Source organism: Rhizobium sp. RCC_161_2, assembly GCF_041355235.1.
Taxonomy (GTDB): domain Bacteria; phylum Pseudomonadota; class Alphaproteobacteria; order Rhizobiales; family Rhizobiaceae; genus Rhizobium.
Genome location: NZ_JBFUPL010000011.1, coordinates 99,543 through 123,729, shown reverse-complemented (window position 1 = coordinate 123,729; position 24,187 = coordinate 99,543). Strand labels below are relative to the sequence as shown.

Genomic DNA, 24,187 nt, shown 5'->3' with positions numbered 1-24,187 from the left:
TGTATGATCATGAATGATACTCAGAAATACATTGCCATCCTTTTATTATCTCAATTCATCCTTCTGCCGGCAGACGCTGGGCCACTGAAGGACCCAACGCGGCAAAGCCTTGATGCTTGCCTGCAGGATCCTAAAAACGGCTCGACGGGAGACCAGAGTGCGTGTGAAGTGAAGGCCCTCGCATCTTACGATAAGCGGATGAACGTGGCCTATTCAAAGCTCCTGAACGCACTTCCGCCGCAGGCTGGGCAAGACCTCAGAGCTGCCCAGCGCGGTTGGATTGCCTATCGGGATATGGAGGCGCGCGCTCGTGAAAGCCTGTTTGCCACCAGGCAAGGGAGTATGTACGCACCCATGCAGGCTGACGCCGAAACGGATCTGACCCGCGACAGGACGTTGCTCCTCGAGAGTTATCTTCGTGTCCTGGATATCGATGGCCCTTGACGGAAGCGCCTGATATCGCTGCGCTCGACTTGGATTAGGCGTTGATCTCGCGGACATTTGACGTGGCAAAAGCTCTCCGCTGTCATCCCGCAGGGATCAATAGGTCCGGATTGGCGGCCAGGGTCGTGACAGTCACCTCGTGCGGTCTCGGGTGGTGCAGCGCGAGCGCCATCAGATGATCGTGGGTAGGCCTGAAGCGGCGCAGCAGCCAGTGCGCGGGATCGCCTGCCGGTTCGCTGTCGTCAGTTATCGATAATGGCGACTGCCCGCGTCCAGCCGGCGGAGGCGCGCTCGATCTTGGCGGGGAAGCAACTGATCTTGAAGCCCGTCGGGGGAAGTACTTCGAGATTGTGCAGTTTCTCGATATGGCAATATCCTCGGTGCCGTCCCGCCTTGTGGCCTTCCCAGATCAGCGATGCGTCGCCGGTCGAGGCATATCGTCTGGCGGTATGGATGAACGGAGCGTCCCAGCTCCAGCCATCGGTGCCGGTCACCTTCACGCCGCGTTCCAGAAGATACATGGTCGCCTCATATCCCATGCCGCAACCGCTGGCGACATAATCGTTCTGGCCGAAACGTTTGCCCGCGGACGTGTTGACGACGACGATTTCCAGAGGCTTCAGCGTGTGCCCGATGCGCTCAAGCTCGGCTTCGACATCTTTTGCCGTGACGACATAGCCGTCTTCGAAATGGCGAAAATCCAGCTTCACGCCCGGTTGAAAGCACCATTCCAGCGGGATCTCATCGATCCTCAGAGCGGGCAGGCCATGATCCATGGTGGAATGATAGTGCCAGGGAGCATCGAGGTGGGTGCCGTTATGCGTCGTAAGGGTAACGCGCTCAACCGCCCAGCCTTCGCCGTCCGGAAGATCTTCGGCGGCAAGCCCCGGAAAGAACGGCAGAATCTGTGAAAGGCTCTGCTTGTGGTCGATGTATTCGATATGAGGAATCTGGACCGGGGGATCCGCCGGAATATCGTTGGCGATGGGTACCGACAGATCGATAATGGTTTGTGTCATGATTTGCTTCTCCCCGGGATTCGGCCGTGTTCGAGTTCCGCGCGGATATTTCCTAGCCTGCTGACCATACGTCGAGAAGTCATTGAAGATTGTAAAGTCGAAGATAGCCCACTCGCGCGGAAGGGCTTGATATCTGCCGTCAGCTCGCCCTTCGAAATGCAATTTGCGCCGCCCTGTTCAAGGCGACCGGAAGCACTGACATGTGATTTTCACCGGAATATTCTTCGAAGGTCACTTTTTCCGGCAGCGCAGCCAACGCCGCCAGCCGCGCTGCCATTTCCTTGGCATATCCCACAGTCTGGGTTTCCCTGGCGCGTTCCTGCCGCTTCTGTTCCTCCGGCGTTCCCTTGTGAAAGGGCGCCAGCACCTCGCCTTCATATTGGCCGGCGGACAGATGCAACTCGATGTCGAGGGAGGCAGCGTGTTTTTCGAGAAAGGCTTTTTCCGCCGCAAGGATCGCCGCATCTTCCCAGAATATGGCCGGGCTCGCGGCGACCCATCGGTTGAAGGCAGTCGGTTTCGAAAACAGGGCGTAGAGGGCGAACAGCCCGCCGAAGGAATGGCCGAACAGGGTCTGGCGGGAGCGGTCGATGGGAACCTGTTCCTCGACCCAGGGCTTCAGCCGCTCCTCGATAAAGCTGAGGAACTGCGCGCCCCCGCCGGTCCTGACATCCGGTGTATCGGGAAAGAAGGGGGGATAGACCCGGCCGGGAGGTGGGCTCAAATCCCACGAGCGCCGCAGGGGATCATAGGGCTGATCCGTGGGATAGCCGATGGCGACGACGACGCCCTCACTGACATTGGTTCCGTTGGGATAGGAGGATTGCACCTTCAAGGCATCGACCGCTGTTGCGAAGCAGGCGTTGCCATCCGTCAGATAGAGCACAGGCCAGCCCTCGGGCGGGGGCGTTTTGGTGGGTCGAAAGAAAAAGATGCGATAGGGCTCGCCGGCATTTCCGGAGCTGAAATCGGCAAAGCTGGCATCGACGATCGTCACGGGCGCAAGCGACGCCTCTGTCGCGCGGGATGACGGGTTGGGCATGTTTTCTCCGCTGGGTCGAAGGATTGATAGAGCCGAGCGGTTCTTTTGGGGATCGCACGGCCGACTCGAAATATGATTGATTTTCTCATATTATTTTGGCAATGCTCTGGCAAGCCGACGATCGACCTCTGTGCGCGCAATTAAAGATTGCATGGCGCTCCGGTATTCGATGCTAATCCGTGCGTCTTTCCACGGATTCGAGTCATCCGAAATCAATAATGGTAAAAAGATGACTATTCCAATCATGTATTCTTGACGGATGCCGGTATGACGATCTAATTTGCGCCATCTTTTCAAGAAGGGGTGGGCCGAGCTCGTCATGGCGTTTAAATCAGTCAATAATATCATTTACTTAAAGCGAGATAGATTCTATCTGGCGCGCACGACGACAGCGCTTGCCACGGTGCTTGCATTGAGTGGGAATGCCTTTGCCCAGGATTCCTCAGCCAATACAAGCGCGGGGAATGCGACGCAGCTCGCTCCGATTGTCGTCAATAGCAACGCAAGCGATGCGAGTGACAATTCAACTGTCGCAGCCAAGAAAAGCAAGGGTGCGACAAAGATCGAGACGCCGCTGGTCGAGACACCACGATCCGTTTCCGTGATCACCAAGAAGGAGCTGGAGGAGCGCGGCGCCCAGGACATAATCGAGGCGGTGCGCTATTCCGCCGGCGTCCAGACCGGCTCCTATGGTTTTGATCCACGCTTCGATCAGGTCTATATCCGCGGTAATGACGTCACCACCACGGGTGATTTTCGCGACGGCCTGCGCCAACCCTATATGAATTACGGGATGTTCCGCACTGATCCCTATTCGCTCGACCGGGTCGAAGTCATCAAGGGGCCGACGTCGGTGCTTTATGGCCCAGGCTCGCCGGGCGGCATCGTCAACAAGATCTCGAAGCTGCCGACGGATGAGACGATCCGGGAGGTCGGTGCCGTCTATGGAACATCGGACCGCGCCCAGACGATGTTCGATTTCGGCGGCCGGGTCAATCAGGACGATGACAGCATGCTGTACCGGATCGTCGGTCTGGCGCGAAAGGGCGACACCAATTTCGATATTGCCGACGATCGTTATTTCATCCAGCCATCCTTCACCTGGAAGCCGGACGACGCCACGAAATTCACGGTTTACGGCTCGGCACAGTCGACTGAAGGCGATGCCAATGTCGGTGCGCTGACCGGCCCCGACGGCAACGTCCTCAAATTGCGCGCGAGCGATCCGGACTATGACTATCAGAAGACCCGCCAGCAGCAGGTCGGTTACCAGTTCGAGCACGAGTTCGACGGCGGCTTCACCTTCCGCCAGAATCTGCGCTATTCTCATCTGGATCTGAAAGCGCGCTATCTCGGCGTCTATAGCTGGACCGGTAATGTCGCTAATCGCGGCGCGAGTGCGATCAGCGATACCATGAATGTCTTCCAGGTCGACAACCAGCTTGAATCGAAGTTCGATACCGGTCCGGCCGCCCATACCGTGCTGTTCGGCTTGGACTACACCCATATGAACGATTCCTTCGCATATGGGGCTGATTCGACGACCAGCGCGGCCTACGACTTCGATATTGATAATCCGACTTATGGGGTCTCCGGCCCGACGCCGGAGTATAATTTCAGCCGTGTCGGCGCCAGCATGCAGCAGATCGGCGCTTACGCCCTTGATCAGATCGAACTCGACAAATGGCGCTTTACGCTCGGCGGACGCCAGACCTGGGTCAAGCAATCGTCGGATACGACCTATGTATCCTCCGGAACGAGCACGGACGACAATCTCAGCAAGCACGCGTTTTCAGTCCAAACTGGCGCTCTGTATCTCTTCGACAACGGCATTGCGCCCTTCACCAGCTATTCGACCTCCTTCGATCCGGTCACGCAGCGATCCGTCTCCGGCCAAATCCTGGATCCCACGAAGGGTGAACAATACGAGCTGGGTGTGAAATATCAGCCGCCAGGCACCGACATTCTGCTGTCCGCCGTTGCCTATAACCTCGTCGAGAAGAACAAGCCCGTCCTGGTCGATCCGCTGACACTTGTCTATGCCTCGCTCGGTGAGGTTACCAACAGGGGTATTGAGCTTGAGGCCAGGGCGACCGTTACAGACGGTTGGGATGTGATTGCGGCCTATTCCTACAATCACTCCGAAATCACTGCCGGCGACGACACCGGTAACGCACCTGCGGTTACGCCGAAGAATATTGTCAGCTTGTGGTCGAACTATACCTTCCAGGAGGATACGGCTGCAAACGGCCTTACGGTCGGCACCGGCATTCGCTACACGGGCAAGACCTATACCAGCACGGCCAACACCGCCAAGAATGATGCAAGCTTCTATCTGGATGCGGCGCTCTCCTACGATTTCGGTGCAATCGACCAGAAATACAAAGGCCTGACGGCATCCGTCGACGTTCGCAACATCGCCAACCGACGCCTGACGGTCTGCAACGAAGGCTATTGCTACCTGGGTCAGGGCCGCAACATCACCGCTTCGCTCAAGTATCGCTGGTAAAATGACTTACGCGTCGCCCTTTATAATAGAGGGCGACGCGTCATGTGCCGCCAGGCTCCGTTCGCCTGAAAGCGATGATCTCTGGCGCCAACCCCGGAATAATGATGCATCCCGCCCGTGGCGGAAAATTGCAATGGCTGCGATGTTCGTTGTAAATAGTCCGCCCGCTTGATCTTGGAGGAGATGCAGCATGGACCGATTCACGGGCGGTTGCCTGTGCGGCAATGTCCGCATCGTAGCGGTGGGGCTCCCATACCGGGTCGGCCTTTGTCACTGTCTCGACTGCCGCAAGCATCATGGCGCGCTTTTTCACGCTTCCGCGATCTTCCCTCAGGATGCGGTGACGGTTGATGGCGAAACACGCGACTACGCCGGGCGGTTTTTCTGCCCCCGCTGCGGCTCGCCCGTTTTTGCACGCACCGCGGACGAAATCGAGGTGAACCTGGGGTCCCTCGATGCTCCTGACCAGCTGATGCCAACCTACGAACTCTGGACCATTCGCCGCGAAGCCTGGTTGCCGCCGTTTCCGCTCACGAAACGATACGACCGCGATCGTGACGATACGAGCCGCTTTGAGGAATAGGTCGCACGTCACATGCGTGGGATGCCTCCGAGGTTTTTGTCCGCTTCATGACGTGCCGACTGATTTGGAGGTCGGTGATATCTCGGGGCGGGCTGCAACCACAGCCCGCCTTTTTTCTTTTCTTATTTAGAGCAATTCCAGGAAAAGTGTGCTGCGGTTTTCCGTCCGGAATTGCGTAAAAACAAAGGGCTAGAGTGTTACTGCGCTTCAGTGAAGCGCTGAAACGCTCTAGGCAAGATACTGGCCGCCATTGGCGGTCAGTGTCGATCCGGTGATGAAGCCGGCCTCATCGGAGGCGAGGAAGACCACGCACCGCGCGATCTCCTCGGGCTCGCCGAGGCGGCCGACCGGTATCTGCGGCAGAACATGTTCCTTCAGCACCTTTTCCGGCATGGCCCGGACCATCTCCGTGCCGATATAGCCGGGGCAAACGGCGTTGACGGTGATCCCCTTTTCCGCACCTTCCTGCGCCAGCGCTTTCGTGAAGCCGAGATCGCCGGCTTTCGCGGCGGAGTAATTGGCCTGACCGAGCTGGCCTTTCTGCCCGTTGATCGAGGAAATATTGATCACCCGGCCGAAATTCCGTTCGCGCATACCCGGCCATACCGGATGGGTCATGTTGAACAACCCGCTCAGATTTGTGCTGATGACCGCATTCCAGTCCTCGGGCGTGATCTTGTGGAACATGCCGTCGCGGGTGATGCCGGCATTGTTGACGAGCACGTCAATCGGCCCGAGATCGTCCTCGACCCGGGCAATCCCTTCCTTGCAGGCCTGATAATCGCCAATATCCCATCGGTAGACCGGAATGCGCGGGCAACGTCATCATTGCCGACGTAGCTGGCCGCAACGGTGTAACCCGCCTCTTACAGAGCAATGGAAATCGCCGCGCCGATCCCGCGCGTGCCTCCCGTTACCAAAGCGACCCTGGTCATGTTTATCTCCCTGCCATTTTCGTGTGAACCCGGTTTCGATATCAACCGGGACAGAGGGATGCCTTGGTCATCACGCTCTCCTTCTGCGAAGGAGCAGGATCAGCAGCAGCGGTGCTCCGACCAGCGCCGACACGAGGCCCGCCGGGATCTGATAGGGAAAGGCGATCATTCTGCCGAACCAGTCGGCGAGCACCATCAGTCCCCCACCGGCCAGTGCCGCGCCGGCAAGCTGCGGCATGGCACGCCGCATTCCAAGCTCGCGCGCCAGATGGGGACCCATCAGGCCGATGAAGCTCAAGGGGCCGACCACGAGCGTAGCGGCAGCGGTCATGGCGGCTGCCAGTGAAAAGAGGCAGCCGCGGGCGAGATTGACGCGAATGCCGATCGCCTGTGCCGCCTGCGGGCCGAGCGGCAGCAGGTCGAGCCAGCGACGGCCGAGAAACGAGAGGATCAGGCCGATGATCGCCGCGATCACGGCTGCGGCGGCCTTCGGCGGGTCGACCAGATAAGTCGATCCGCTCATCCACTGCATGACGGTCATGGCCCGGGGATCGCCGCTTGCCGCGAGGACGCTGATCGAGGCATCGAGCATTGCGCCAAGCGCGATTCCTGTCAGCAGGACGCGTTCCGGCGCGAAGCCGGATCGCATGCCGAAGATGAAAATGGCGATGAGAACGGCGAGCGCGCCGAGGCCACCGAAGCCAAGCTGGGCCAACATGCCGGGGGCTGGCAGGAGAAAGAGCGCGGCTGTCACGCCGATGGTCGCGCCGGCCGATATGCCGAGCACTTCGGGGCTAGCCATTTCGTTTCCGGTGAGGCGCTGCAGGATCGAACCAACCGCCGCGAGCATCATGCCGGCGGCAAAGGCGGCGATCACGCGGGGCAGGCGGTAGGGCAGCACATCCGGCCAATTCAGGTAGGCAAGAATGTTCCATGTTCCGTCCGGCGCACGTCCGAAAAAGATCACACCGGAAACGAGGATGAGGAGAAGAACACTTGCTGCGGCAATAAGGGTGGGCGAGACGTGTTCGAACCGACTTTTTGCCTCCGGAGAGGCTGGCACGCCCCGCTGCGTGATCCGAAGGCGCGGCAGCATCAGCAACAATAACGGCGCGCCGAGAAACGCGGTGACGGCGCCGGTCGGCAGAAAAGTCGAGGAGTCTGTGTTCAAAAATGCCAGGGCCTCGTCGGTCAGAAGCAGCAATCCGGCGCCGATCAGCGGCGACCAGATAAGCTGGCTCTTCATCTGCCGCGCACCGGCAAGACGGGCGATCCCGGGAGCGATGAGGCCGATGAAGCCGATGACACCGACCGCGCTGGTGACGATTGCCGCGAGCGCGATGGCGATGCAGACGGCGGTGATGCGCGTTCGCTTGACCGAGAGCCCGAGCCCGCTGGCACCGCTGTCTCCGAGTTCCATCAGCGATAGCGGTCGGGCCATCAGGGTGGCGAGGGTCGCGAGAGCCGCGATCTTGGGAAGCAACGATAGCGGTACCGTCCAGCTCTGCTGCGCCAGGGATCCGGCGCCCCAGATGAACAGGCCGGAGAGATAGCGGTCGTTCATAAGAACGAGAATGGCGGCAAGCGCACCGCTCCAGACGCTGACGATCAATCCGGCAAGAACCAGTGCGAAGGGCGAGAAGCCGCGCCGCGCGCCGATCAGGAAGACGACGGCCGCGGCCGCCGCGCTGCCGAAGAGGGCGACTGCGTCGCGGCTCAACCCCTCAAGGGCTGGAAAGGCGAGCATGGCGGCGACGAGCGCAAGGTTGGCGCCGGCGGAGATGCCGAGCGTCGTTGGTGAGGCAAGCGGATTGCGCAACACCTGCTGGAGCAGGCTTCCCGCGAGCGCCAGTGCCGCGCCGGAAATAAGCGCGGTGACGATCCTCGGCAGGGTCGAATAAAGAAGCAGCATCCGGCGCGGATCGTATCCGACGTCCTGCGCCGTCAGGCGCGAGAGATCGGGCGAGACCTGATGCCAGGCGAGCAGGCCGGCGAGCAGCAGAAGCCCGACCGCCACGGCGGGAGCACCGAGGCTATTATCTGAATGGATACGCATCAGGCCGCCTTCTCAAGATGGTCAAGCAGGATGCGGGCGAAGCGCTCGGCTTCCTGCACCATGCCGAACATGAGAGAGCCGGGAAGAACCGAGATTCGCCCGGCTTTCACGAATGGCAGGCTGGTCCACAAGGGGCTCTCTTCCAGGCCGGACAGGATATTGGGGGGAATGAGCGGTTCGAAGACGATCAACCGCAGGTTCTGATCGAGCGAAGCCAGCTGCTCGATGCCGATGGTCTCGAAACCCCAGAAATTGCCGCTACCCGTCCAGGCGTTCTTTAGGCCGATCCGGGTCATGACGTTCTGATAGAGGCCAGCGCCGCCGTAGATGCGGGCATGATGCTGATCGACGAAACTGACGAGCGCCAGCGGCGACGGTGACATCCGTTGGACCCGCCGGGCGCAATCATCGAAGAACTGCTCCGATCTTGCGAGGAAATCGGCGGCCTGCGGCTCGCGGCCGATCGCCGTGGCCAACGTCCTGGTCGCCTCGATGGCGCGAGGCAATGCCTCTCCCCCTTCGGCATAGATCGTCAGCTCCACAACGGGTGCGATCGGCTCGAGGCGTGGTTTGAGGGCCGCCAGATAGGGGGTCGTCAGGATCAGGGCCGGCTTGAGGCTCGCCAGGATCTCAAGATTGATCTCCCAGGCTGTCCCGAGATCAACGACGCCAGATGGCATTTTCGGCTCCACCACCCATTTGTCCCAATCGGCAAGCGAGACGATGGCAGCCGGCGTTACCCCGAGCGCCAGAAGGGTTGAGGCCAGGCCGTAATCGAGCGAAACGATCGGGCCGGATATTGGCGATGCAGCGCGCCCGATCCGAGGCACGGCGAACATCGCGGCGGCGGCGGCGATCAGGGCATCGCGGCGCGACAGCCTGAAGGTGTCGAGAGGTCCGTCAGATGACATAGGCGAGTGGGGTTCCGTGCACCGGATGAGCGGTGACGCCCATGTCCGCGCCATAAATGGCATGAAGGGTTTCCGCTTTCATCAGGCTTGCGGACGGGCCGGCGGCAATCAATTCTCCTGCCTTCAGGGCGTAGAGATGATCGCAGAAACGCGATGCGATATTGATGTCGTGGAGGACGAGAATGGCGCTCAGGTTTTTCGTGCGGCACAGCGCGTGTACGAGGCCCAGCACCTCCATCTGGTGCGCGATATCGAGAGCGGAGGTCGGCTCGTCGAGCAGAAGACAGCGGCTATCCTGCGCAATCAGCATGGCGATCCACACCCGCTGGCGCTCGCCGCCGGAAAGCGTATCGACCATCCGGCCCGCCAAGGTGTCGACATGGGTGAGCCGCATGGCGGTCTCGACCTTCTCGCGGTCGAGGTCGGTAAAGCGGCCGAGCGCGCCATGCCAGGGGTAGCGCCCGGAGGCGACCAGCTCCTTGACAGTCATGCCGGCGGCCGAAGTTGTGTCCTGCGGCAGATAGGCGACGGCGCGGGCAAAGGCGCGTGCATCGTAGGAACCGGCGGGGGCGCCGTCGAACAGCACCTGGCCGCCGCTTGGCTGGATCTGCCGGGCGAGCAGCTTGATCAGGGTGGATTTCCCCGAGCCGTTATGGCCGATCAGGCCCGAGATTTCGCCGGCTCTGAAGCTGAGATCGAGCGGATGAAGGATGGTTCGGCCGTCCACGTCGAAACGCAGTTTCTCCGTGGCAAAGACGGCAGGCTTGTCTTCGGAAGGCTCGACGGCCGGCTGGTTTTTCATGGTCGGCCTCGTGGAAGATGACGGGATGGATGCGGGCGATCCGCCGGATGCGGTGATCAATTGACGACCTCGAGCGGTTTGACGAAGAACAGGCAGGGATGACCCTCACCCCAGAGTGTGGGAAAGATCTCCGCGCGGATGAAGCCGTTTTTGTCATAGAAGGCGCGGGTCGCGTCGTACTGGGGTTCATCCTTCCCACGCGGCGCCAGCGTCTTGACCGTCAGGATCTTGCAGCCGGCTGCGCGGGCGCAATCCTCGGCGGCCGTAAGCAGCCGCTTGCCGATACCACTGCGATGATAGGCGCGCCTTGTGGCGATGACCATTATTTCCATGGCGTCCGGCGGATGAGAACGCATCGCGACGAAACCGGCGACCCTGTTCTTGTCGACGCAGCCGAACATCGGCAGCGACTCGATCGCCTCCGCGCATGCCTCTATGACGGCGGGTTCGCTGAACCATTCGGTCAGTTCCGACATGATCTCGCGGCAGATATTGCCCTTGTCGCTGGTGATCTCTATCGCATCCTGGATTTGCCCACGCTCATCTGAGAGGGCGAAGCCGTTTCCGGACATTGCGGCATCACACATCGTCAGGCCCTCATTTCTCTAGGTCTCGGCGAGCGATGGCGCCCATGATTGCTGTAGGATTCCGTCGTCTGATCGGCATTCAGCGATATGGCCGCAAGGCAGCGCGAGTGGGCATCCCTGAGCAATCCGCAAACGAGAGCGCAGGAAACCCCGGCCTCTTTCGCGATGATGTTTTGAGGGACGTCGTCAAAATAGTGTTCCTCGTAGAATTTCCGCGTTCTGGCGGGCATCGCCTCGACCGTGCATCGGAAAGCCTCGTAGGCCTCGGTTTCGCGCAGCCGCTCTTCGGGGCTGCCATAGGCCGAGGTGCTGCCGCCGACCTGTTCCTCGACGAACAGGCCTCTTTCGTAGCGCAGCCGGCGCATATGGTCCCTGGCGAGATTGCGGACCATGCGCATCACATAGGGTGCCGGCGCGGCGATATCGGACTTGAGCGGCTTGGAAACCAATTGAAGGAGGACTTCCTGAACGACGTCTTCGGCAAGCGTCATGCAGCCGGTGATCCGCCGGGCGCTGGCCAATAGCTTAGGGTAGGTGAGGAGTGCTGCTTTGAGCTGTTCATTCGATATCGACTGCGAAGGATTGACGACCATGTCGGGCTCTCTCTGAAATCCAAAGTTGCATTTCGATTTACCCCTCTGTTTTGGCGCACCCTAAAAAACATGATAATAATAGTCAACATAAAAAAGCGGAAGTGCCCGCTTCCTGCCTTATTTTACGCTACATATATGATTATATTGGTTTTTACTGGGAAATCTGCGACCATTATGATGCCTTTTCGATGTCGCCTGGTCGATTTGAGCTCCGTTCAGACACTGACAATGGCCCATGAGCTAAGTTGGCCGCTGCGAAATAACAGACGCCAGAAGGGACGAAAACATACCCGTGGTGCCTTGAGGTTGAACCATTTTTAGTTGTAGTTCTCCGACCGACTTTCGCTCCTTATGGATAGTATCAGCAATCAGGCATCCATCGCGCAGACGCAGGTGTTTGAGCCCGGTCCGCGCGATGCTTTCTATCGGCCGTTATTCTGCCGCCTGCCCCATATGCGAGGAGAGGAGCGATGCTTGCCCCTGAGACTCCCATTGAACGATCGGATCGAGCTGATCGAGGTCGAAATGCGCCTTGCCGAGCAGGGCGTTGGCGATGACGGCGCTTCGCCAGGCGGCGAGGCTGAGCTGCGGTTCGGCGATCCCGTGGCTGTTGCGCCCCCCATTCAGCACGAAAATCTTATTCTCGCGCGGACCGTCCCATGCCACGGAGAAATCGCTTTCGAGAACAGGCTCGCCGATGGAGTTGACCGCAATCCGGCTCTGGAGAGATTGGAGGAAGTCGGGGAGCACGAAGCGATACCCGGTGGCAAGCACGACCATGTCGACTTCGATCGTCTCGATGCTATCGTCAAAGCCGTTGCGCATGGTCAGTTCGATTTCGGGACCGTTGCTTAGGGCTGAGATGACGTCGCGATACGGGCGCAGGGCTATGCCGTGATCGAGCCCATCGAGCTTCCTTTCGTAGAGGCGGCGATAGAGCTTCTTCAAGGTCGAGGGGGAGACGCCATCGCTGGCAAGCACCTGCCGGCGCGTATGAGTGAGCCGCAGGTCCTCGGGCAGGCCATGGAAGCGTTCCATATAGCCGGGCGTGAAGAGCTCGTTGGTGAAGGGCGTTGCATCGAGCGGCTCGAAATTGGGCCGGCGGCTGAGCCAATGGATCGAGGAAACGGTCTTCATGTCCATGAGAGCATCGACGATCTCCGCCCCGCTCTGACCGCCGCCGATCACGGCGACGCGCGGTGCCTTCAGATCGCCAAGGCGCAAGGCGGCCTCGCTGCTGTGAAAGGCGAGCGATTTCGGCAGTCTTTCGGCCCATGCCGGCCGCGCTGGAATCTTGCCGACGCCGACGGAGAGGTTGCGGGCATGGATCTGCGCATTGTCGGTGGCAACCGAAAACAGGCGGTCGGCCATCTGAACGTCACGCATGCTGGTGCCGAAGCGAAGCGACGTCAGCCCGCGCGCCACCCATCCGAGATAATCGGCGAATTCCTTGCGCGGAACGGCCTCATATTCGGCGTTGATAAACTGATAGAAACGCTTGTGCGCCACCAGGTAGGACAGGAAGCTCCACGGACTTGTCGGGTTGGTCGCCGTCACCAGATCCTTGAGGATGGATGTCTGCATTTCCGCGCCAGGGAGCATCATGCCCGGATGCCAGGCAAAGGACGGCCGCTTTTCGAAGAAACGGACCGACAGCGCCGGAATAGAGTCCAGCTGGGCGGCAAGGCTGAGGTTGAACGGACCAATTCCGGCCCCGGCGAGGTCGAGCACTTGAGATGTCATGAAGCAGCTCCAGAATGATATCGGAAAGAAAGATTATTTGGCCTTGCGCGCGGACGCGGATGTCGTCTCGAAGGCCTGGTCGAGCCGTCTCGCAAAGCGCTGATGGAAGGGTGTCTTGCCGATGATCGTCAGATGGTTGGTGCCGGTGACGATCTCGGAGGCTGTGGCGTTAGGCGAATAGCGGCGCCAGTCGATGACGTTCAGCGACCGCGTCAGCGAGTCCTCGGCGGCAAAGGCATGAATCCGGAAATCCGCCGGCTGCAGCTGGTAATTCCGAAAAATCATCGCATTGTCGATCAGGATCCAGAATGTATGCTCCTCGGAGCCGATGTCCGGACCGTCCGACGGCAGGATGACGTTGTGCTTGACGATATGGTTGAGGAACTGTTCGTAGACCTCCCCATCCATCGCCGAGAACAGTCTCATCCAGTCGTCGCGCATCGGCGTCGTCGCGAGCCAGCGCTGGACCTGCTCATGGGTTCGATCCCGGACACCGTCGGCAAAGCGCGGCATAATGCCGAGGGTGAATTCCTCGTCCATGTCGCAGACATCCACCATGCCGATCATCCGAAGATCGATGTCATTCCCGAGCTGGCGGGCGGCTTCGTATGCAAGCAATCCGCCCCAGGACCAGCCGAGGAAGGCGCATGGGCGCCCCTTGGCCTGTTTGCGCACGGCTTCGGCATAGCGCGCCGTGACATCTTCGACACGGGTGCTCAGCGTTTTGCTCTCCGTCAGCGAGTAGCAAATGAAGCCGGTCGCCGGCTGTTCCGGGCCGAGATAGTCGACAAGCCGCATATATTCGCGGGTGCTGACCAGCAGGCCGGGGAAGCAATAAAGGAGCGGCCGGTCGCCACCCCGCCGCAGGTACACCATGTCGACGCCGGCCTCGTCGCGCGTGCCTTCGATGGCGATCGCCAAGTCGCGGATGGTCGGATAGTTGAACATGTCGGCGATCGTCAGCGGCCAGTCCGGATGGCGGGTCTTCAGGCGGGAGACGATACGCACGGCGGCGAGCGACTGGCCGCCTATATCGAAGAAGTTCTCGGTGACGCCGATTTCCGGAATGTCGAGAATATCTTTCCAGACGTCGAGGATCGCTTTTTCCTTGTCATTCGCCGGCGCGACCACGTCCCGGTCTATCCGAGGAGCGGGCAGCGCGCTTCTATCCAGCTTGCTGTTCGGGCCCATCGGAAGCTTGTCCAGCAGCATGATCGTCTGCGGCACCATGTAGTCTGGCAGAGCAGTCATCGCGGCCCGACGCAATTCCGTCACGCTCAGCGTTTCGCCTTCGCGCGGCACGACATAGGCGACTAGCGAACTGCGCCCTCCCTCGTGATGCAGCAGCACCACGACCTCGGCGACGCTCTGGTTGGATCTCAGCACCGCTTCGATCTCGCCCGGCTCGATGCGGTAGCCGCGCAATTTAATCTGATGATCGACGCGCCCGGCAAACTCCACGATGCCGTCCTCGCGCCACCGGCCAAGATCGCCTGACTTGTAAAGCCGGCCGCCATTGTCGGAGAACGGGTCGGGAATGAAGCGCTCTTCGGTCAGTTCCGGCTGACCTTGATAACCCCGCGCCAGGCCGCTGCCGCCGATATGGATCTCACCGATCACGCCGACCGGTACGGGGGCAAGATCGGCGTCAAGCACATAGATGCGCCTGTCGCCGACGCCCCGGCCGATCGGCGCGACGGTCCCCTCGAAACGGGTGCCTGCGGGGATCTTCCAGATCATCGGGGTCATGATCGTTTCAGTCGGCCCGTAGCCGTTGATCAGCATTTGCGCCTGCAGGTTCTCGGTGATCATGTCGAACACCGCCTGCGACAGTGCCTCGCCGCCGAACGAATAGAGCCTGAGCCTTGGTATTTCTCTATTCTCGCCGGCATATTCGGCAAGGCCGCGCACATAGCTGGTGGGAAGGCTGGCATTGTTGACGCCGTGCTTGCGCATCATTGCGAAGGCGTCTTCCGGGGTCGCCAGCTTGTCCTGCGTCAGCACCACGCCGCCGCCGGCCATCAAGGGCACCATCCAACGTTCGTGGCCGCCATCGGAGGTGAAGGGCAGCACCGGATATTCGCAGGACGCCTCGCTCATTTCGTAAATGCGCAAGGTCGCCTTGCAATGGTGGGCAAGCGGCCCGTGCTCGACGGCAACGCCCTTTGGCACGCCCGTCGATCCGGATGTGTAGATCACATAGGCGAGCTGCCGCTCCGCGATGGAGACGGCGGGCGCTTCGATGCTCTCGGCGGTGAGATCGGTTTTGTCGAGATTGAGCATCGGCGTTGCGATGTCGGTCGGCAGGTTGGCGATCGACCGCGTGCGTGAAATGATTAGCGACAGGCCAGGCGCGCTGAGGATATGCCGGTTGCGTGCCTCGGGATGATCCGGCTCGACCGGGGTGAAAGCGCCGCCTGATTTCAGCACCGCGAGGATAGCGATGATCGCGTCGATCGACTTCTCGAGAGCGATCGCGACCCGGTTTTCGGGTCCGACACCCATGGAGACGAGACGATTGGCCAGTCGATTGGCGGCGGCTTCCAGCTCGCCATGCGTTATCGATTTTTCGCCTTGCGCCACGGCAAAGGCATCCGGCCGTCGTTTCGCCTGCGCCGAGATCACCTCATGGATCGGCACTCCGTCGTCCGCTTCCGGTTGATCCGGATAGGGTGCGGAAAGCCTGTCGAGTTCCTCGCGCGAGACGAAGGGAATATCCTTGATCGATTGATCCGGTTTGCTGCGAAGGTGTTCAAGCGCGGTTGCCAGATCATTCGCAAAACGGACGATATGCTCGCGCTCGTATTTCTGCGGATCGAAACCGAACCGGATTTTTGCGCGGTCGCCGGAGAGATAGGAAACGGTGATAACGAGTTCGGCGTCGCGGCGGGCCGGCGGTTCGGCAAAGGTGCGAACCGTAGCTGCCGTCTCGAAACGGAAAGCCGGCCTGATGTCGAGAAGCGTCTTGACGAGGCTCGTCGTGTCGAAAAGCTCATCGCGCCGCAGCAGGGCTTCGGCCAGTCCTTCGAAGGGTAGGGCCTGCGCGGAAGCGGTTTCCGTGTCGGCCGCAAGCACCTTGCGGGTCTCTCGGAGCGTCATCGCGCCATCGATCTCTGCGGTCACGATCAGCACATCTTCCGTGCGGGCCGTTACCACGGATCTCTCTGGTCTCGTCACCAGACCGATCCTCTGCGTGCCGTATCCCGAATAGCGGCGCAACGCCACTGCGAGAGCCGCGGGCATATCGCCGGCGAGTTCGGCATAGGTCTGCGCCGATATGTCGAGCACATGCTCGTCCCAGCCGGCGTCTTCGATCTCCTTGGCAATGGTTGCCTGCGGCGTGAGGGCGGCGATGTTTTCCTGCGCCGTCAGCCGTCGAAACCAGAAATCCACCTGCTCGGCTGAGGGATTGCAGGGTGCGGCATGGTCGAGCATCCACGCGGCGGCATTTGGAAGCACGGTTTCGGCAAGCTCGGTCCCCGCTGAGGAAAGACCGCCGATATTGCGGATGAAATCACTCGCAAGCCGGTCGAGCGCCACGCTGTCGCCGATGACCGCATGCAGCGAGAACAGGACGCCGACGGCCTGTTGCCCGCTGATGAAGAGCACGAAGCGAGCCGGATGTCCTGCCTGCAGGTCCACCGGTCGTTGCCTTTCTTCCTCGGCTGCGGCAGGCAACGCTTCCTCGATGCTTTCGCCGTCTGAGAGGCTGCGTTCAACGATCTCGATGCGCCGTGTATCGCCCAGGTTCTGATAGACGGTGCCGCCGGGACGTGCCTCGAATTTACGGGCGATCAGGGGATGATGTTCCGACAGGGCCGCGAGCGCCTTGCGCGCCGTTGACGCCTCCACCGCGGTAAATCCAATCCCGAGTATCTGTCGTCCGAATACGGTTTCGTTGCCGGTCTCGGACAGAAGCCAGATTCGCGATTGCGTCGGCGATAGCGGACACGTCGCGACGTGATCCGAACTATTTGCCGCCGTGGCATTCCTGTCGTGAAGTGTCATATCTTGCAGTTCTCCGAGTTGCGCTTGAAGTAGCAATCGAATTCGCGAAATTATTCTTGTTCACAATTTCGCGCATGGCGAGTAATTGTAAGTATATCTTTAGATAATACCTACATTATAACAGTTCTAATTTGGATATTTCCGTTTCTAAATTCGATGCGGCTGTAAGACGAACGGGATGATCAGAAATTCAGAAAAATAATGAAAAATAAATTTGAGAAATATTTTGAATTTCGCATGCCCCCATTCGTCTCTGCGGCATTAGCGCCGTGCCCGATTTTACGGGTGACTGTTGGCGTCGGCCGGATTTGGAGACTGAAAATGGATGCTTTTGTTGCGACGACGCGCGAGATCGCGGCGGCCGGATCATTCGATCTGCGCCTGCCGCCGGAGGGGTTTGCAAGCCACGCATTGGCGCTCGGCCTGCCTCTCGTCGTGCTATCGGCACCCGGCGGCTTCCGCGCCAAACATCATGGCGTCGAGGTTGCCTCGGGACGAGTCTCGGCCTTGGCCAATCCGCTGCTGTCCTTCGATCAGATCTCCGCTGGCACGAAAGAGCTTTCGCCCGAGGATGTCGTCAACGCCGTGCTCGATGCGGTCTTGACCTGCCATCCGGAACTGGAAGCGGTCGATATCGTTCTTGAGGATCGCGCTCTTCTGACGCGCCTGCTGGGATCCGGTGCTGTCGAGCAGCGCGGGGATCGTTTTATCGCCCGTCCGGAAGCCTTCTTCCAGCAAGCAAAGCCGTGGCTTGGAAGCACACCATTTGCCTATCCGGAAACGTCGGTCCTGAGCAACGGCGTCCTTCATCCCCTGCGGGCGCCGAAACCTGTCGGTTCCGTCTATAACCGGTTCATTCCCTGGCTGAACATGCCGCTCGGCTTTCATGTCGCCGATGTCGAGGCGGATCTCCCGCATTTCCATCGCTGGATGAACGATCCTCGCGTTGCCGCCATATGGGAGGACAATGGCGAGCTTTCCTATCATCGCGATTTCATCGCGGGCCGGCTCGCCGATCCGCGTACCCTGCCGCTGATCGGAACATTCGGCGGTGTACCCTTCGGCTATTTCGAGCTTTACTGGGCGAAGGAAGACCGCATCGGCCCACATTATGAGGCAGACGGCCATGATCGTGGCTGGCATGTCGCCATCGGTGAGGACGCTTTCCGTGGAAAGGCCTTCGTCAGCGCCTGGCTGCCGTCCTTGATGCACTACATGTTCCTCGCCGATCCGCGCACGCGTCGCATCGTCGGCGAACCGGTGCATCATCATCGCCAGCAGATCCGCAATCTCGACCGGTCGGGCTTCTCCAAGATCAAGCACATCCAGTTTGCCCACAAGAAGGCGTTGCTGGTGATGCTCCTGCGCGAGCGCTTCTTCATGGACCGGCTGCTGTCGCCCGATCTCTCCGGTCTCGCCGGCGGAGACGGCTTGCCGGTCCTTGGCTCGCTGCCCCGGGACGCTGCGTGATGAAGGCAGTTGCCGATATGAACGATCCGCGCGTCATGCGGCTCGTTCTGACGATCGCTCTGCCGGCTGTGGCTGGATTGGCAGCAAGCGCCGGCCATCATGCGATCAACGCGATCTTCCTCGGTGCGCTGGGGCCGGAGGTGCTTGCCGGCATCAGCCTGGTCATGCCGTTGTTCCTGCTGGTCGCGGCAACGGGGCAGGGGCTCGGCATCGGACTTGCCACGCTTCTGGCGCGGCATCTCGGCGAGGGTGACGTGCCCGCCGCCTCGTCGGTCGCGGTAACGGCATTGGCCGCGACCATCCCGATCGGCATTATCCTCTCCGTACTCATCTATCTCGGATTGCCGAGCTTCGTCGGCGCGCTCGGCGCCAGCAACGAGCTTCTGGCGCCGGGCCTCAGTTATGGGCGATTGCTGGCCTTTGGCGTGACGCTCGGATTGCTGCAGGCCGTCTGCGATTTCATCGCGATTGCCGAAGGAAACTCACGTTTCTCGATGATCGTGCTGATTGCCAGTTTCGCGCTCAATGCCGTTCTCGATCCGGTCTTCATTTTCCTGCTGCAGTTTCGCGAAACGGGTGCCGCCTTTGCGACCATCCTGTCATCGGTGGCAGCCCTTCTCTGCTACGTGGTCTATTTCCAGCGCAGATGGGGCAAGGTCAGGGTGACGATGCGGCTGGTCCACTGGCAATTGCTGCGGCCGATCGCAAGGATCGGCATTCCCGCCGCCGCCACGAGTGTCGTGACGGGCGTGGGTTTCCTCGTTCTTCTGCGCGAAGCGGCCGTCCATGGCGGCGATGCGGGGGTTGCCGCGACCGCTATCGCCATTCGCCTGATGACACTCGGCCAGCTTCCCGTCTTCGGCTTCTGCCTCGGCGCCCAAAGTGTTGTCAGCCATGCCGTCGGGGCGGCCGATCCCCTGCGGGTCAGGGCGATCATCCGCGTCATGCTGGCGGTAACGATCCCTGTCGCCTCGCTCTATTCCGCGCTGCTGTTTCTGGGGGCCGAACCGATTGTGCGTCTGTTCACCGATAGTCCCGAGGTCGCAGCCGAGGCGGCGTCCTATCTGCGCGCACTCTTTCCGGTCTTCCCCCTGGCGGCGTTTCAGTCGGTTCTGCTGGTGATGCTCCAGTCGCGGGGCAGGGCCGGACTTTCCGCCGTGGTCGGGCTTGCGCCGCAAGGCTATCTGCTCATTCCGCTTCTGCTTTTGCTACCGCTCTGGATCGGCTTTGCCGGCGTCGCCCTTGCGCCGGCGGGAGCCGCGATCCTCGCGGCCATGCTTGGCCTCGTCATCGCCCGGCGCGAATGGCTGGCCCTCCTGCCGACAAGCCCTGGCCAACTAATTGGCCAATCGACACTCCATCCCTGAAAAATGAGGACGCCATGAACGAGACCCCAAGGTTCGATGCCTATCATAGAGTAACGTCCGACACGCTGATGCCTGTCCAGGACGATCCGTTCAATGCGGCCGTGCCGCCGATCTATCAGACGTCGCTCTTCCTGTTCGACAGCTACCGCGATCTTGAGGACGTCTTTGCCGGCCGGTCGAAAAAGCCGATCTATTCGCGCGGCGACAATCCGACGGTGCAACTGCTGGAACGCCGGATCGCCGAGATGGAAGGTGCCGAGGAAGCGCGGGCTTTTTCGAGCGGCATGGGCGCCATCGCCGCGGCGGTTCTTGCCTTCGTCGGACCGGGGGACCGGATCGTCACCGTGCGGCATGTCTATAGCGATGCCTTCCGCTTCTTCGAAAAAGTGCTGAAGCGCTTCGGCGTCATCGTCGACTATATCGACGGAACCGATACGGAGAAGATGATTGCGGCTATCCCCGGCGCCAAGGTCGTATATCTCGAAAACCCGACCTCGATGGTGTTCGAATTGCAGGATCTGACAGCAATCGCCGAGGCAGCCCGCCGGCATGGCGTGGTGACCATGGTCGACAACTCCTGGGCAACGCCGCTTTACCAGAACCCGCTCGCCGTCGGCATCGATCTGGTGATCCATGCGGCTTCAAAATATCTGGGCGGGCAGAGCGACACCGTTGCGGGTCTCGTTGCCGGATCGCGCGCGCATATCAACAGGATCAACAGCGAGATCTATCCCTATACGGGCGCCAAGCTTGCACCCTTCGAGGCATGGCTGGTTCTGCGCAATCTCGAAACCCTGCCGTTCCGCATGCGTCATCATCACGAAGCGGGCCTTGAGGTCGCGTCCTGGCTGAAGTCGGCCGACGCTGTGGCAAATGTCATGCACCCGGCCTTTGCCGAGCATCCGGGCAAGAGCACATTCAGCGGATTTGGTGGCCTCTTTTCCTTCGAGGTTGCGGACCATATCGATGTTGCTTCTTTCGTCGACGCCCTGCGCCTGGTGCGGATCGGCGTCAGCTGGGGCGGTCCGGAAAGCCTCGTCGTTCCGGCAAAGGCTGCCTTGAGCATTTCGCCCGAGACGAATGTCTTCGCGCGTTTCGGCGTCAGCGACCGCACGATCCGCCTCAACGTCGGTCTTCATGATGCAAAGAGCATCATCGCCGATCTGAAGCAGGCATTCGCTGTCGCGGCAAAATAAGCGGCGACGCCTAAAATTCTGATTTGCATTACGAAGCGGGCGGAGTGACAACGGCATTCCGCCCGCATTATTGTCACGGCCCATTGCCAAGCCCCAGCCCCAACCGACCGAGAGAAAATGACCATCCCTTCCAACGACACCCTGACCACGCTCGCCGCCGAATATGGGACGCCACTCTGGGTCTACGACGCTGAAGCCATCCGCCGCCGCATCAAGCAATTATCAGCCTTCGACGTGATCCGTTTTGCGCAAAAGGCCTGCTCGAACATCCATATCCTCCGGGAAATGCGCAAGGCAGGTGTTTTCGTCGACGCCGTCTCGCTCGGCGAGATCGAGCGTGCGGTACGGGCTGGCTATACGGTGGGTAGCACATCCGATGCTGCGGAGATCGTCTTCACCGCAGATGTCTTCGATCGCGCGATCCTCGACAGGGTCGTTGCCGACAAGATCGAGGTCAATATCGGCTCGATCGACATGCTGCATCAGCTCGGCGAGTGCTCTCCGGGCCACAGGGTTTGGCTTCGCGTCAACCCCGGTTTCGGACACGGCCACAGCAACAAGACCAATACCGGCGGCGAAAACAGCAAGCACGGTATCTGGTTCGAACAACTGCACGAGGCGGTGGCTGCCGTGCGCGCCCATTCCCTGACGCTTGTCGGGCTGCACATGCATATCGGCTCCGGCGTCGATTATGGTCATCTGCAGCGTGTCTGCGGCGCGATGGTCGATTTCTGCCGCGATCTCGGCACCGACATCGAGGCGATCTCCGCTGGCGGCGGCCTTTCCGTTCCTTACAAGGAAGGCGAGGAGGAGATCGACCCCACGCATTATTTCTCGCTCTGGGATGAGGCACGGCGGCAGGTCGAGGCGCACTTCAAGCATCCGATCCGCCTGGAGATCGAGCCTGGGCGCTTCCTGACGGCGGATTCCGGCGTGTTGCTTGCGGAGGTGAGGGCGGTCAAGACCATGGGCCAGAACCGGTTCACGCTGGTCGATGCCGGTTTCAGTGATCTCGCGCGACCGGCCATGTACGGCAGCTATCACCATATATCCGTCATCCCCGGCCCCACGCCCCAGGTTCGCTCGGCCGTCACCCTACCGACCGTCGTTGCCGGCCCCTTGTGTGAATCAGGCGATGTGTTCACGCAGACTGAATTCGGAACGGTGGAGAAAAGGGATCTGCCCGAAACGCATGTCGGCGACCTTCTGGTGTTCCACGGCACCGGCGCCTATGGGGCGACGATGTCCTCGAACTACAATAGCCGGCTCTATGCTCCCGAAGTGCTTTTGGACGAAGGAAAACACAGGCTGATCCGCCGGCGCCAGACGCTGGACGAATTGCTCGAGCTCGAAAATCTCTAGGCGGGTAGCTTCAACGGCCAAGCCCGCGTGAGGCGGGCTCGGATGGTTGCGGTTTTCTTCCGGTGTGGAAAACGGTCTCGGTTTTTGGCAGTCTGAGCGGAACCAAATCGGAGGAACTTCGATGACAGCGCCAGAACGTCCATCCTACATCGCCCATTGGCAGGAGATTGAGCGCCCGGATAACCGGCGTTATGACGGCGACGACGAGCTGATGAGTATCGGCGCGGCTTTTGGCAGAAGGTTCGGGCTAAACAAACTGGGCATTCATCATGAGAGATTGCCGCCTGGCCGGCGCACCTCCTTCCCGCATGCCGAGAGCGCAGAGGAGGAGTTTGTGTACGTCATCGAGGGTGAGCCCGACGTATGGCTCGACGGCCATCTTCATCGCCTGAAGCCCGGCGACGGGGTCGGGTTTCCCGCTGGTACGGGCATCGCGCATAGTTTCCTCAACAACACGGATGATGAGGTGCGTCTGCTTGTCGTCGGTGAAAGGCACAAGCCGGAGAACCGCATCGTTTATCCGTTTCATCCTGAACGCCAGCATATGATCGACGATTGGTGGGACGATCACCCGCAGCGCGATCTTGGTCCTCACGATGGATTGCCGGACAGGCTGCGTGGTTCGAAGGCGCGGCTGAACGATGAGTAGGGCCGCGCATTCCGGTGTTTCAGAGGGCGGCGACCGGGTGCGGCGAGCCGTCGTAGGCGCCCCAGATCGACTGGTCGAAGCAGATGACTGAGCCGGTCATCAGACCGGATTCAGCTGATGACAGATAGGCGCAGGCGCGGGCTACTTCCTGCGGATCGACCAGCCGGCCGAAGGGCTGGCTTGCGGCGGCCTTTTCCAGCCAGTCGGCAGGCGCTTCGTGATACTCCCTCTGAATCCGGTCCTCGCCTTCGGATGCCATCCAGCCGATATTGAGGCCGTTGACGCGGATACGGTTGCGCAAGAGCGCATAGGCGGTGTTCTTCGTCAGGGTTTCCAGCGCGCCCTTGGAGGCGCAATAGGCGGCGACGAAGGGTTGGCCGGCCTTGGCCGACATCGAGCCGATATTGACGATCGTGCCTTCGATCGTCTCGCGCCGCATGACCTTGACGGCCTCCTGCATGAGGAAGAATGGCGCGCGCACATTGACGGCGAACATGGCGTCGAAAAGCTCGGGGCTGGTGTCGAGGATCGTACCGCGATCGGTGATGGCGGCGGCATTCACCAGTGCATCGACGCGGCCGAAGCTCTGGTCGCAGACATGGACGACATTGCGCGCATCCTCGACATCGCCAAGATCGGCCTTGACGTAGACAACCTTTGCGCCCGTTGCCGCCGAGATCTCCTCCGCCTTGGCTTTGCCCTTCGCCTCGTTGCGGCCGCAGATGACGATGCCCTTGGCGCCGCGATCGGCAAAGAGGCGGGCAATGGTGGCGCCGAGCCCTTGCGTGCCGCCCGTGACGATCGCGATTTTGCCCTCAAGGCGGCTATGGTCTTTGCTCATGTTATTCCTCCCGGAAATGGTTTGATATGATGTGCGCAAAGCCCCTCGCAATGCGAGAGGCTTCGGTTCG

At 60.5% G+C, this 24,187-nt stretch carries 18 protein-coding genes and 1 pseudogene; 8 read left to right on the top strand and 11 right to left on the bottom strand.

The genetic code is table 11. The features are described from left to right. Positions 1-9 precede the first annotated feature (9 nt). Complete coding sequence (locus AB6803_RS25470; protein ID WP_371111500.1) at positions 10-444, top strand: lysozyme inhibitor LprI family protein; 435 nt, start codon at positions 10-12, stop codon at positions 442-444. A 242-nt stretch (positions 445-686) separates the two neighbouring features. On the opposite strand, the gene AB6803_RS25465 is transcribed toward AB6803_RS25470, so the two are convergent. Then, complete coding sequence (locus AB6803_RS25465; protein WP_371111499.1) at positions 687-1,463, bottom strand: cyclase family protein; 777 nt, start codon at positions 1,461-1,463, stop codon at positions 687-689. A 139-nt stretch (positions 1,464-1,602) separates the two neighbouring features. Continuing rightward, entirely contained in the window at positions 1,603-2,505 is a 903-nt protein-coding gene (locus AB6803_RS25460; protein WP_371111498.1) for an alpha/beta hydrolase, read from the bottom strand. Positions 2,506-2,824: 319 nt separating this feature from the next. Here AB6803_RS25460 and AB6803_RS25455 point away from each other — a divergent pair, with 319 nt between their 5' ends. Continuing rightward, positions 2,825-5,014, top strand: coding sequence for a TonB-dependent siderophore receptor (locus AB6803_RS25455; RefSeq protein ID WP_371111497.1), 2,190 nt, complete (start codon positions 2,825-2,827; stop codon positions 5,012-5,014). A 190-nt stretch (positions 5,015-5,204) separates the two neighbouring features. Then, positions 5,205-5,597, top strand: a complete 393-nt coding sequence (locus tag AB6803_RS25450; protein WP_034515365.1) for a GFA family protein — start codon at positions 5,205-5,207, stop codon at positions 5,595-5,597. A gap of 228 nt (positions 5,598-5,825) precedes the next feature. Here AB6803_RS25450 and phbB read toward each other — a convergent pair. The 8 genes and pseudogenes from phbB to AB6803_RS25410 all read right to left on the bottom strand — a co-directional run bounded on the left by phbB (position 5,826) and on the right by AB6803_RS25410 (position 17,232). Continuing rightward, positions 5,826-6,532 (bottom strand): annotated as a pseudogene (gene phbB / locus AB6803_RS25445) (acetoacetyl-CoA reductase). Between the two features lie 70 nt (positions 6,533-6,602). Further along, positions 6,603-8,588 (bottom strand): Fe(3+)-hydroxamate ABC transporter permease FhuB, encoded by a 1,986-nt coding sequence (gene fhuB, locus AB6803_RS25440; protein ID WP_371111496.1) that lies wholly within the window; start codon positions 8,586-8,588, stop codon positions 6,603-6,605. Then, entirely contained in the window at positions 8,588-9,499 is a 912-nt protein-coding gene (locus AB6803_RS25435; protein WP_371111495.1) for an iron-siderophore ABC transporter substrate-binding protein, read from the bottom strand. Before AB6803_RS25435 ends, fhuB begins: the two co-directional genes overlap by 1 nt. Further along, the gene (locus AB6803_RS25430) at positions 9,489-10,301 is read right to left on the bottom strand and encodes an ATP-binding cassette domain-containing protein (protein WP_371111494.1); all 813 of its coding nucleotides are present in this window, start codon (positions 10,299-10,301) and stop codon (positions 9,489-9,491) included. The genes AB6803_RS25435 and AB6803_RS25430 overlap by 11 nt, the downstream gene beginning before the upstream one ends. A gap of 56 nt (positions 10,302-10,357) precedes the next feature. Further along, on the bottom strand, positions 10,358-10,888 hold the full coding sequence (locus tag AB6803_RS25425; protein ID WP_371111493.1) for a GNAT family N-acetyltransferase: 531 nt from the start codon (positions 10,886-10,888) through the stop codon (positions 10,358-10,360). A 2-nt stretch (positions 10,889-10,890) separates the two neighbouring features. Continuing rightward, a complete protein-coding gene (locus AB6803_RS25420; RefSeq protein WP_371111492.1) occupies positions 10,891-11,481 on the bottom strand; it encodes a sigma-70 family RNA polymerase sigma factor in 591 nt (196 codons plus the stop codon). A gap of 432 nt (positions 11,482-11,913) precedes the next feature. Then, the gene (locus tag AB6803_RS25415; protein ID WP_371111491.1) at positions 11,914-13,224 is read right to left on the bottom strand and encodes a lysine N(6)-hydroxylase/L-ornithine N(5)-oxygenase family protein; all 1,311 of its coding nucleotides are present in this window, start codon (positions 13,222-13,224) and stop codon (positions 11,914-11,916) included. 33 nt (positions 13,225-13,257) lie between these two features. Next, positions 13,258-17,232 (bottom strand): amino acid adenylation domain-containing protein, encoded by a 3,975-nt coding sequence (locus AB6803_RS25410; RefSeq protein WP_371111490.1) that lies wholly within the window; start codon positions 17,230-17,232, stop codon positions 13,258-13,260. A gap of 321 nt (positions 17,233-17,553) precedes the next feature. Between AB6803_RS25410 and AB6803_RS25405 the strand changes: the two genes are divergently transcribed. The 5 genes from AB6803_RS25405 (at position 17,554) to AB6803_RS25385 (ending at position 23,276) form a co-directional block, all read left to right on the top strand. Beyond that, on the top strand, positions 17,554-18,702 hold the full coding sequence (locus AB6803_RS25405; RefSeq protein WP_371111489.1) for a GNAT family N-acetyltransferase: 1,149 nt from the start codon (positions 17,554-17,556) through the stop codon (positions 18,700-18,702). Further along, a complete protein-coding gene (locus AB6803_RS25400; RefSeq protein ID WP_371111488.1) occupies positions 18,702-20,069 on the top strand; it encodes an MATE family efflux transporter in 1,368 nt (455 codons plus the stop codon). Before AB6803_RS25405 ends, AB6803_RS25400 begins: the two co-directional genes overlap by 1 nt. Before the next feature lie 14 nt (positions 20,070-20,083). Beyond that, the gene (locus AB6803_RS25395) at positions 20,084-21,265 is read left to right on the top strand and encodes a PLP-dependent transferase (RefSeq protein ID WP_371111487.1); all 1,182 of its coding nucleotides are present in this window, start codon (positions 20,084-20,086) and stop codon (positions 21,263-21,265) included. Positions 21,266-21,382: 117 nt separating this feature from the next. Continuing rightward, a complete protein-coding gene (lysA, locus tag AB6803_RS25390; RefSeq protein WP_371111486.1) occupies positions 21,383-22,627 on the top strand; it encodes a diaminopimelate decarboxylase in 1,245 nt (414 codons plus the stop codon). A gap of 121 nt (positions 22,628-22,748) precedes the next feature. Beyond that, a complete protein-coding gene (locus AB6803_RS25385) occupies positions 22,749-23,276 on the top strand; it encodes a cupin domain-containing protein (RefSeq protein WP_371111485.1) in 528 nt (175 codons plus the stop codon). A 19-nt stretch (positions 23,277-23,295) separates the two neighbouring features. On the opposite strand, the gene AB6803_RS25380 is transcribed toward AB6803_RS25385, so the two are convergent. Beyond that, positions 23,296-24,117: an SDR family oxidoreductase gene (locus AB6803_RS25380; RefSeq protein WP_371111484.1), complete on the bottom strand. Its 822-nt coding sequence runs from the start codon at positions 24,115-24,117 to the stop codon at positions 23,296-23,298. Between the last annotated feature and the right edge of the window lie 70 nt (positions 24,118-24,187).

Bases quoted from the DNA above. Each gene is read 5' to 3' on its own strand.
- AB6803_RS25470 (WP_371111500.1), top strand. From the start codon at position 10: ATGAATGATACTCAGAAATACATTGCCATCCTTTTATTATCTCAATTC.
- AB6803_RS25460 (WP_371111498.1), bottom strand. From the start codon at position 2,505: ATGCCCAACCCGTCATCCCGCGCGACAGAGGCGTCGCTTGCGCCCGTG.
- AB6803_RS25395 (WP_371111487.1), top strand. From the start codon at position 20,084: ATGAACGAGACCCCAAGGTTCGATGCCTATCATAGAGTAACGTCCGAC.
- AB6803_RS25455 (WP_371111497.1), top strand. From the start codon at position 2,825: ATGGCGTTTAAATCAGTCAATAATATCATTTACTTAAAGCGAGATAGA.
- AB6803_RS25410 (WP_371111490.1), bottom strand. From the start codon at position 17,232: ATGACACTTCACGACAGGAATGCCACGGCGGCAAATAGTTCGGATCAC.
- AB6803_RS25465 (WP_371111499.1), bottom strand. From the start codon at position 1,463: ATGACACAAACCATTATCGATCTGTCGGTACCCATCGCCAACGATATT.
- AB6803_RS25425 (WP_371111493.1), bottom strand. From the start codon at position 10,888: ATGTGTGATGCCGCAATGTCCGGAAACGGCTTCGCCCTCTCAGATGAG.
- AB6803_RS25435 (WP_371111495.1), bottom strand. From the start codon at position 9,499: ATGTCATCTGACGGACCTCTCGACACCTTCAGGCTGTCGCGCCGCGAT.
- AB6803_RS25405 (WP_371111489.1), top strand. From the start codon at position 17,554: ATGGATGCTTTTGTTGCGACGACGCGCGAGATCGCGGCGGCCGGATCA.
- AB6803_RS25430 (WP_371111494.1), bottom strand. From the start codon at position 10,301: ATGAAAAACCAGCCGGCCGTCGAGCCTTCCGAAGACAAGCCTGCCGTC.
- AB6803_RS25400 (WP_371111488.1), top strand. From the start codon at position 18,702: ATGAAGGCAGTTGCCGATATGAACGATCCGCGCGTCATGCGGCTCGTT.
- lysA (WP_371111486.1), top strand. From the start codon at position 21,383: ATGACCATCCCTTCCAACGACACCCTGACCACGCTCGCCGCCGAATAT.
- AB6803_RS25450 (WP_034515365.1), top strand. From the start codon at position 5,205: ATGGACCGATTCACGGGCGGTTGCCTGTGCGGCAATGTCCGCATCGTA.
- AB6803_RS25380 (WP_371111484.1), bottom strand. From the start codon at position 24,117: ATGAGCAAAGACCATAGCCGCCTTGAGGGCAAAATCGCGATCGTCACG.
- AB6803_RS25385 (WP_371111485.1), top strand. From the start codon at position 22,749: ATGACAGCGCCAGAACGTCCATCCTACATCGCCCATTGGCAGGAGATT.
- AB6803_RS25415 (WP_371111491.1), bottom strand. From the start codon at position 13,224: ATGACATCTCAAGTGCTCGACCTCGCCGGGGCCGGAATTGGTCCGTTC.
- fhuB (WP_371111496.1), bottom strand. From the start codon at position 8,588: ATGCGTATCCATTCAGATAATAGCCTCGGTGCTCCCGCCGTGGCGGTC.
- AB6803_RS25420 (WP_371111492.1), bottom strand. From the start codon at position 11,481: ATGGTCGTCAATCCTTCGCAGTCGATATCGAATGAACAGCTCAAAGCA.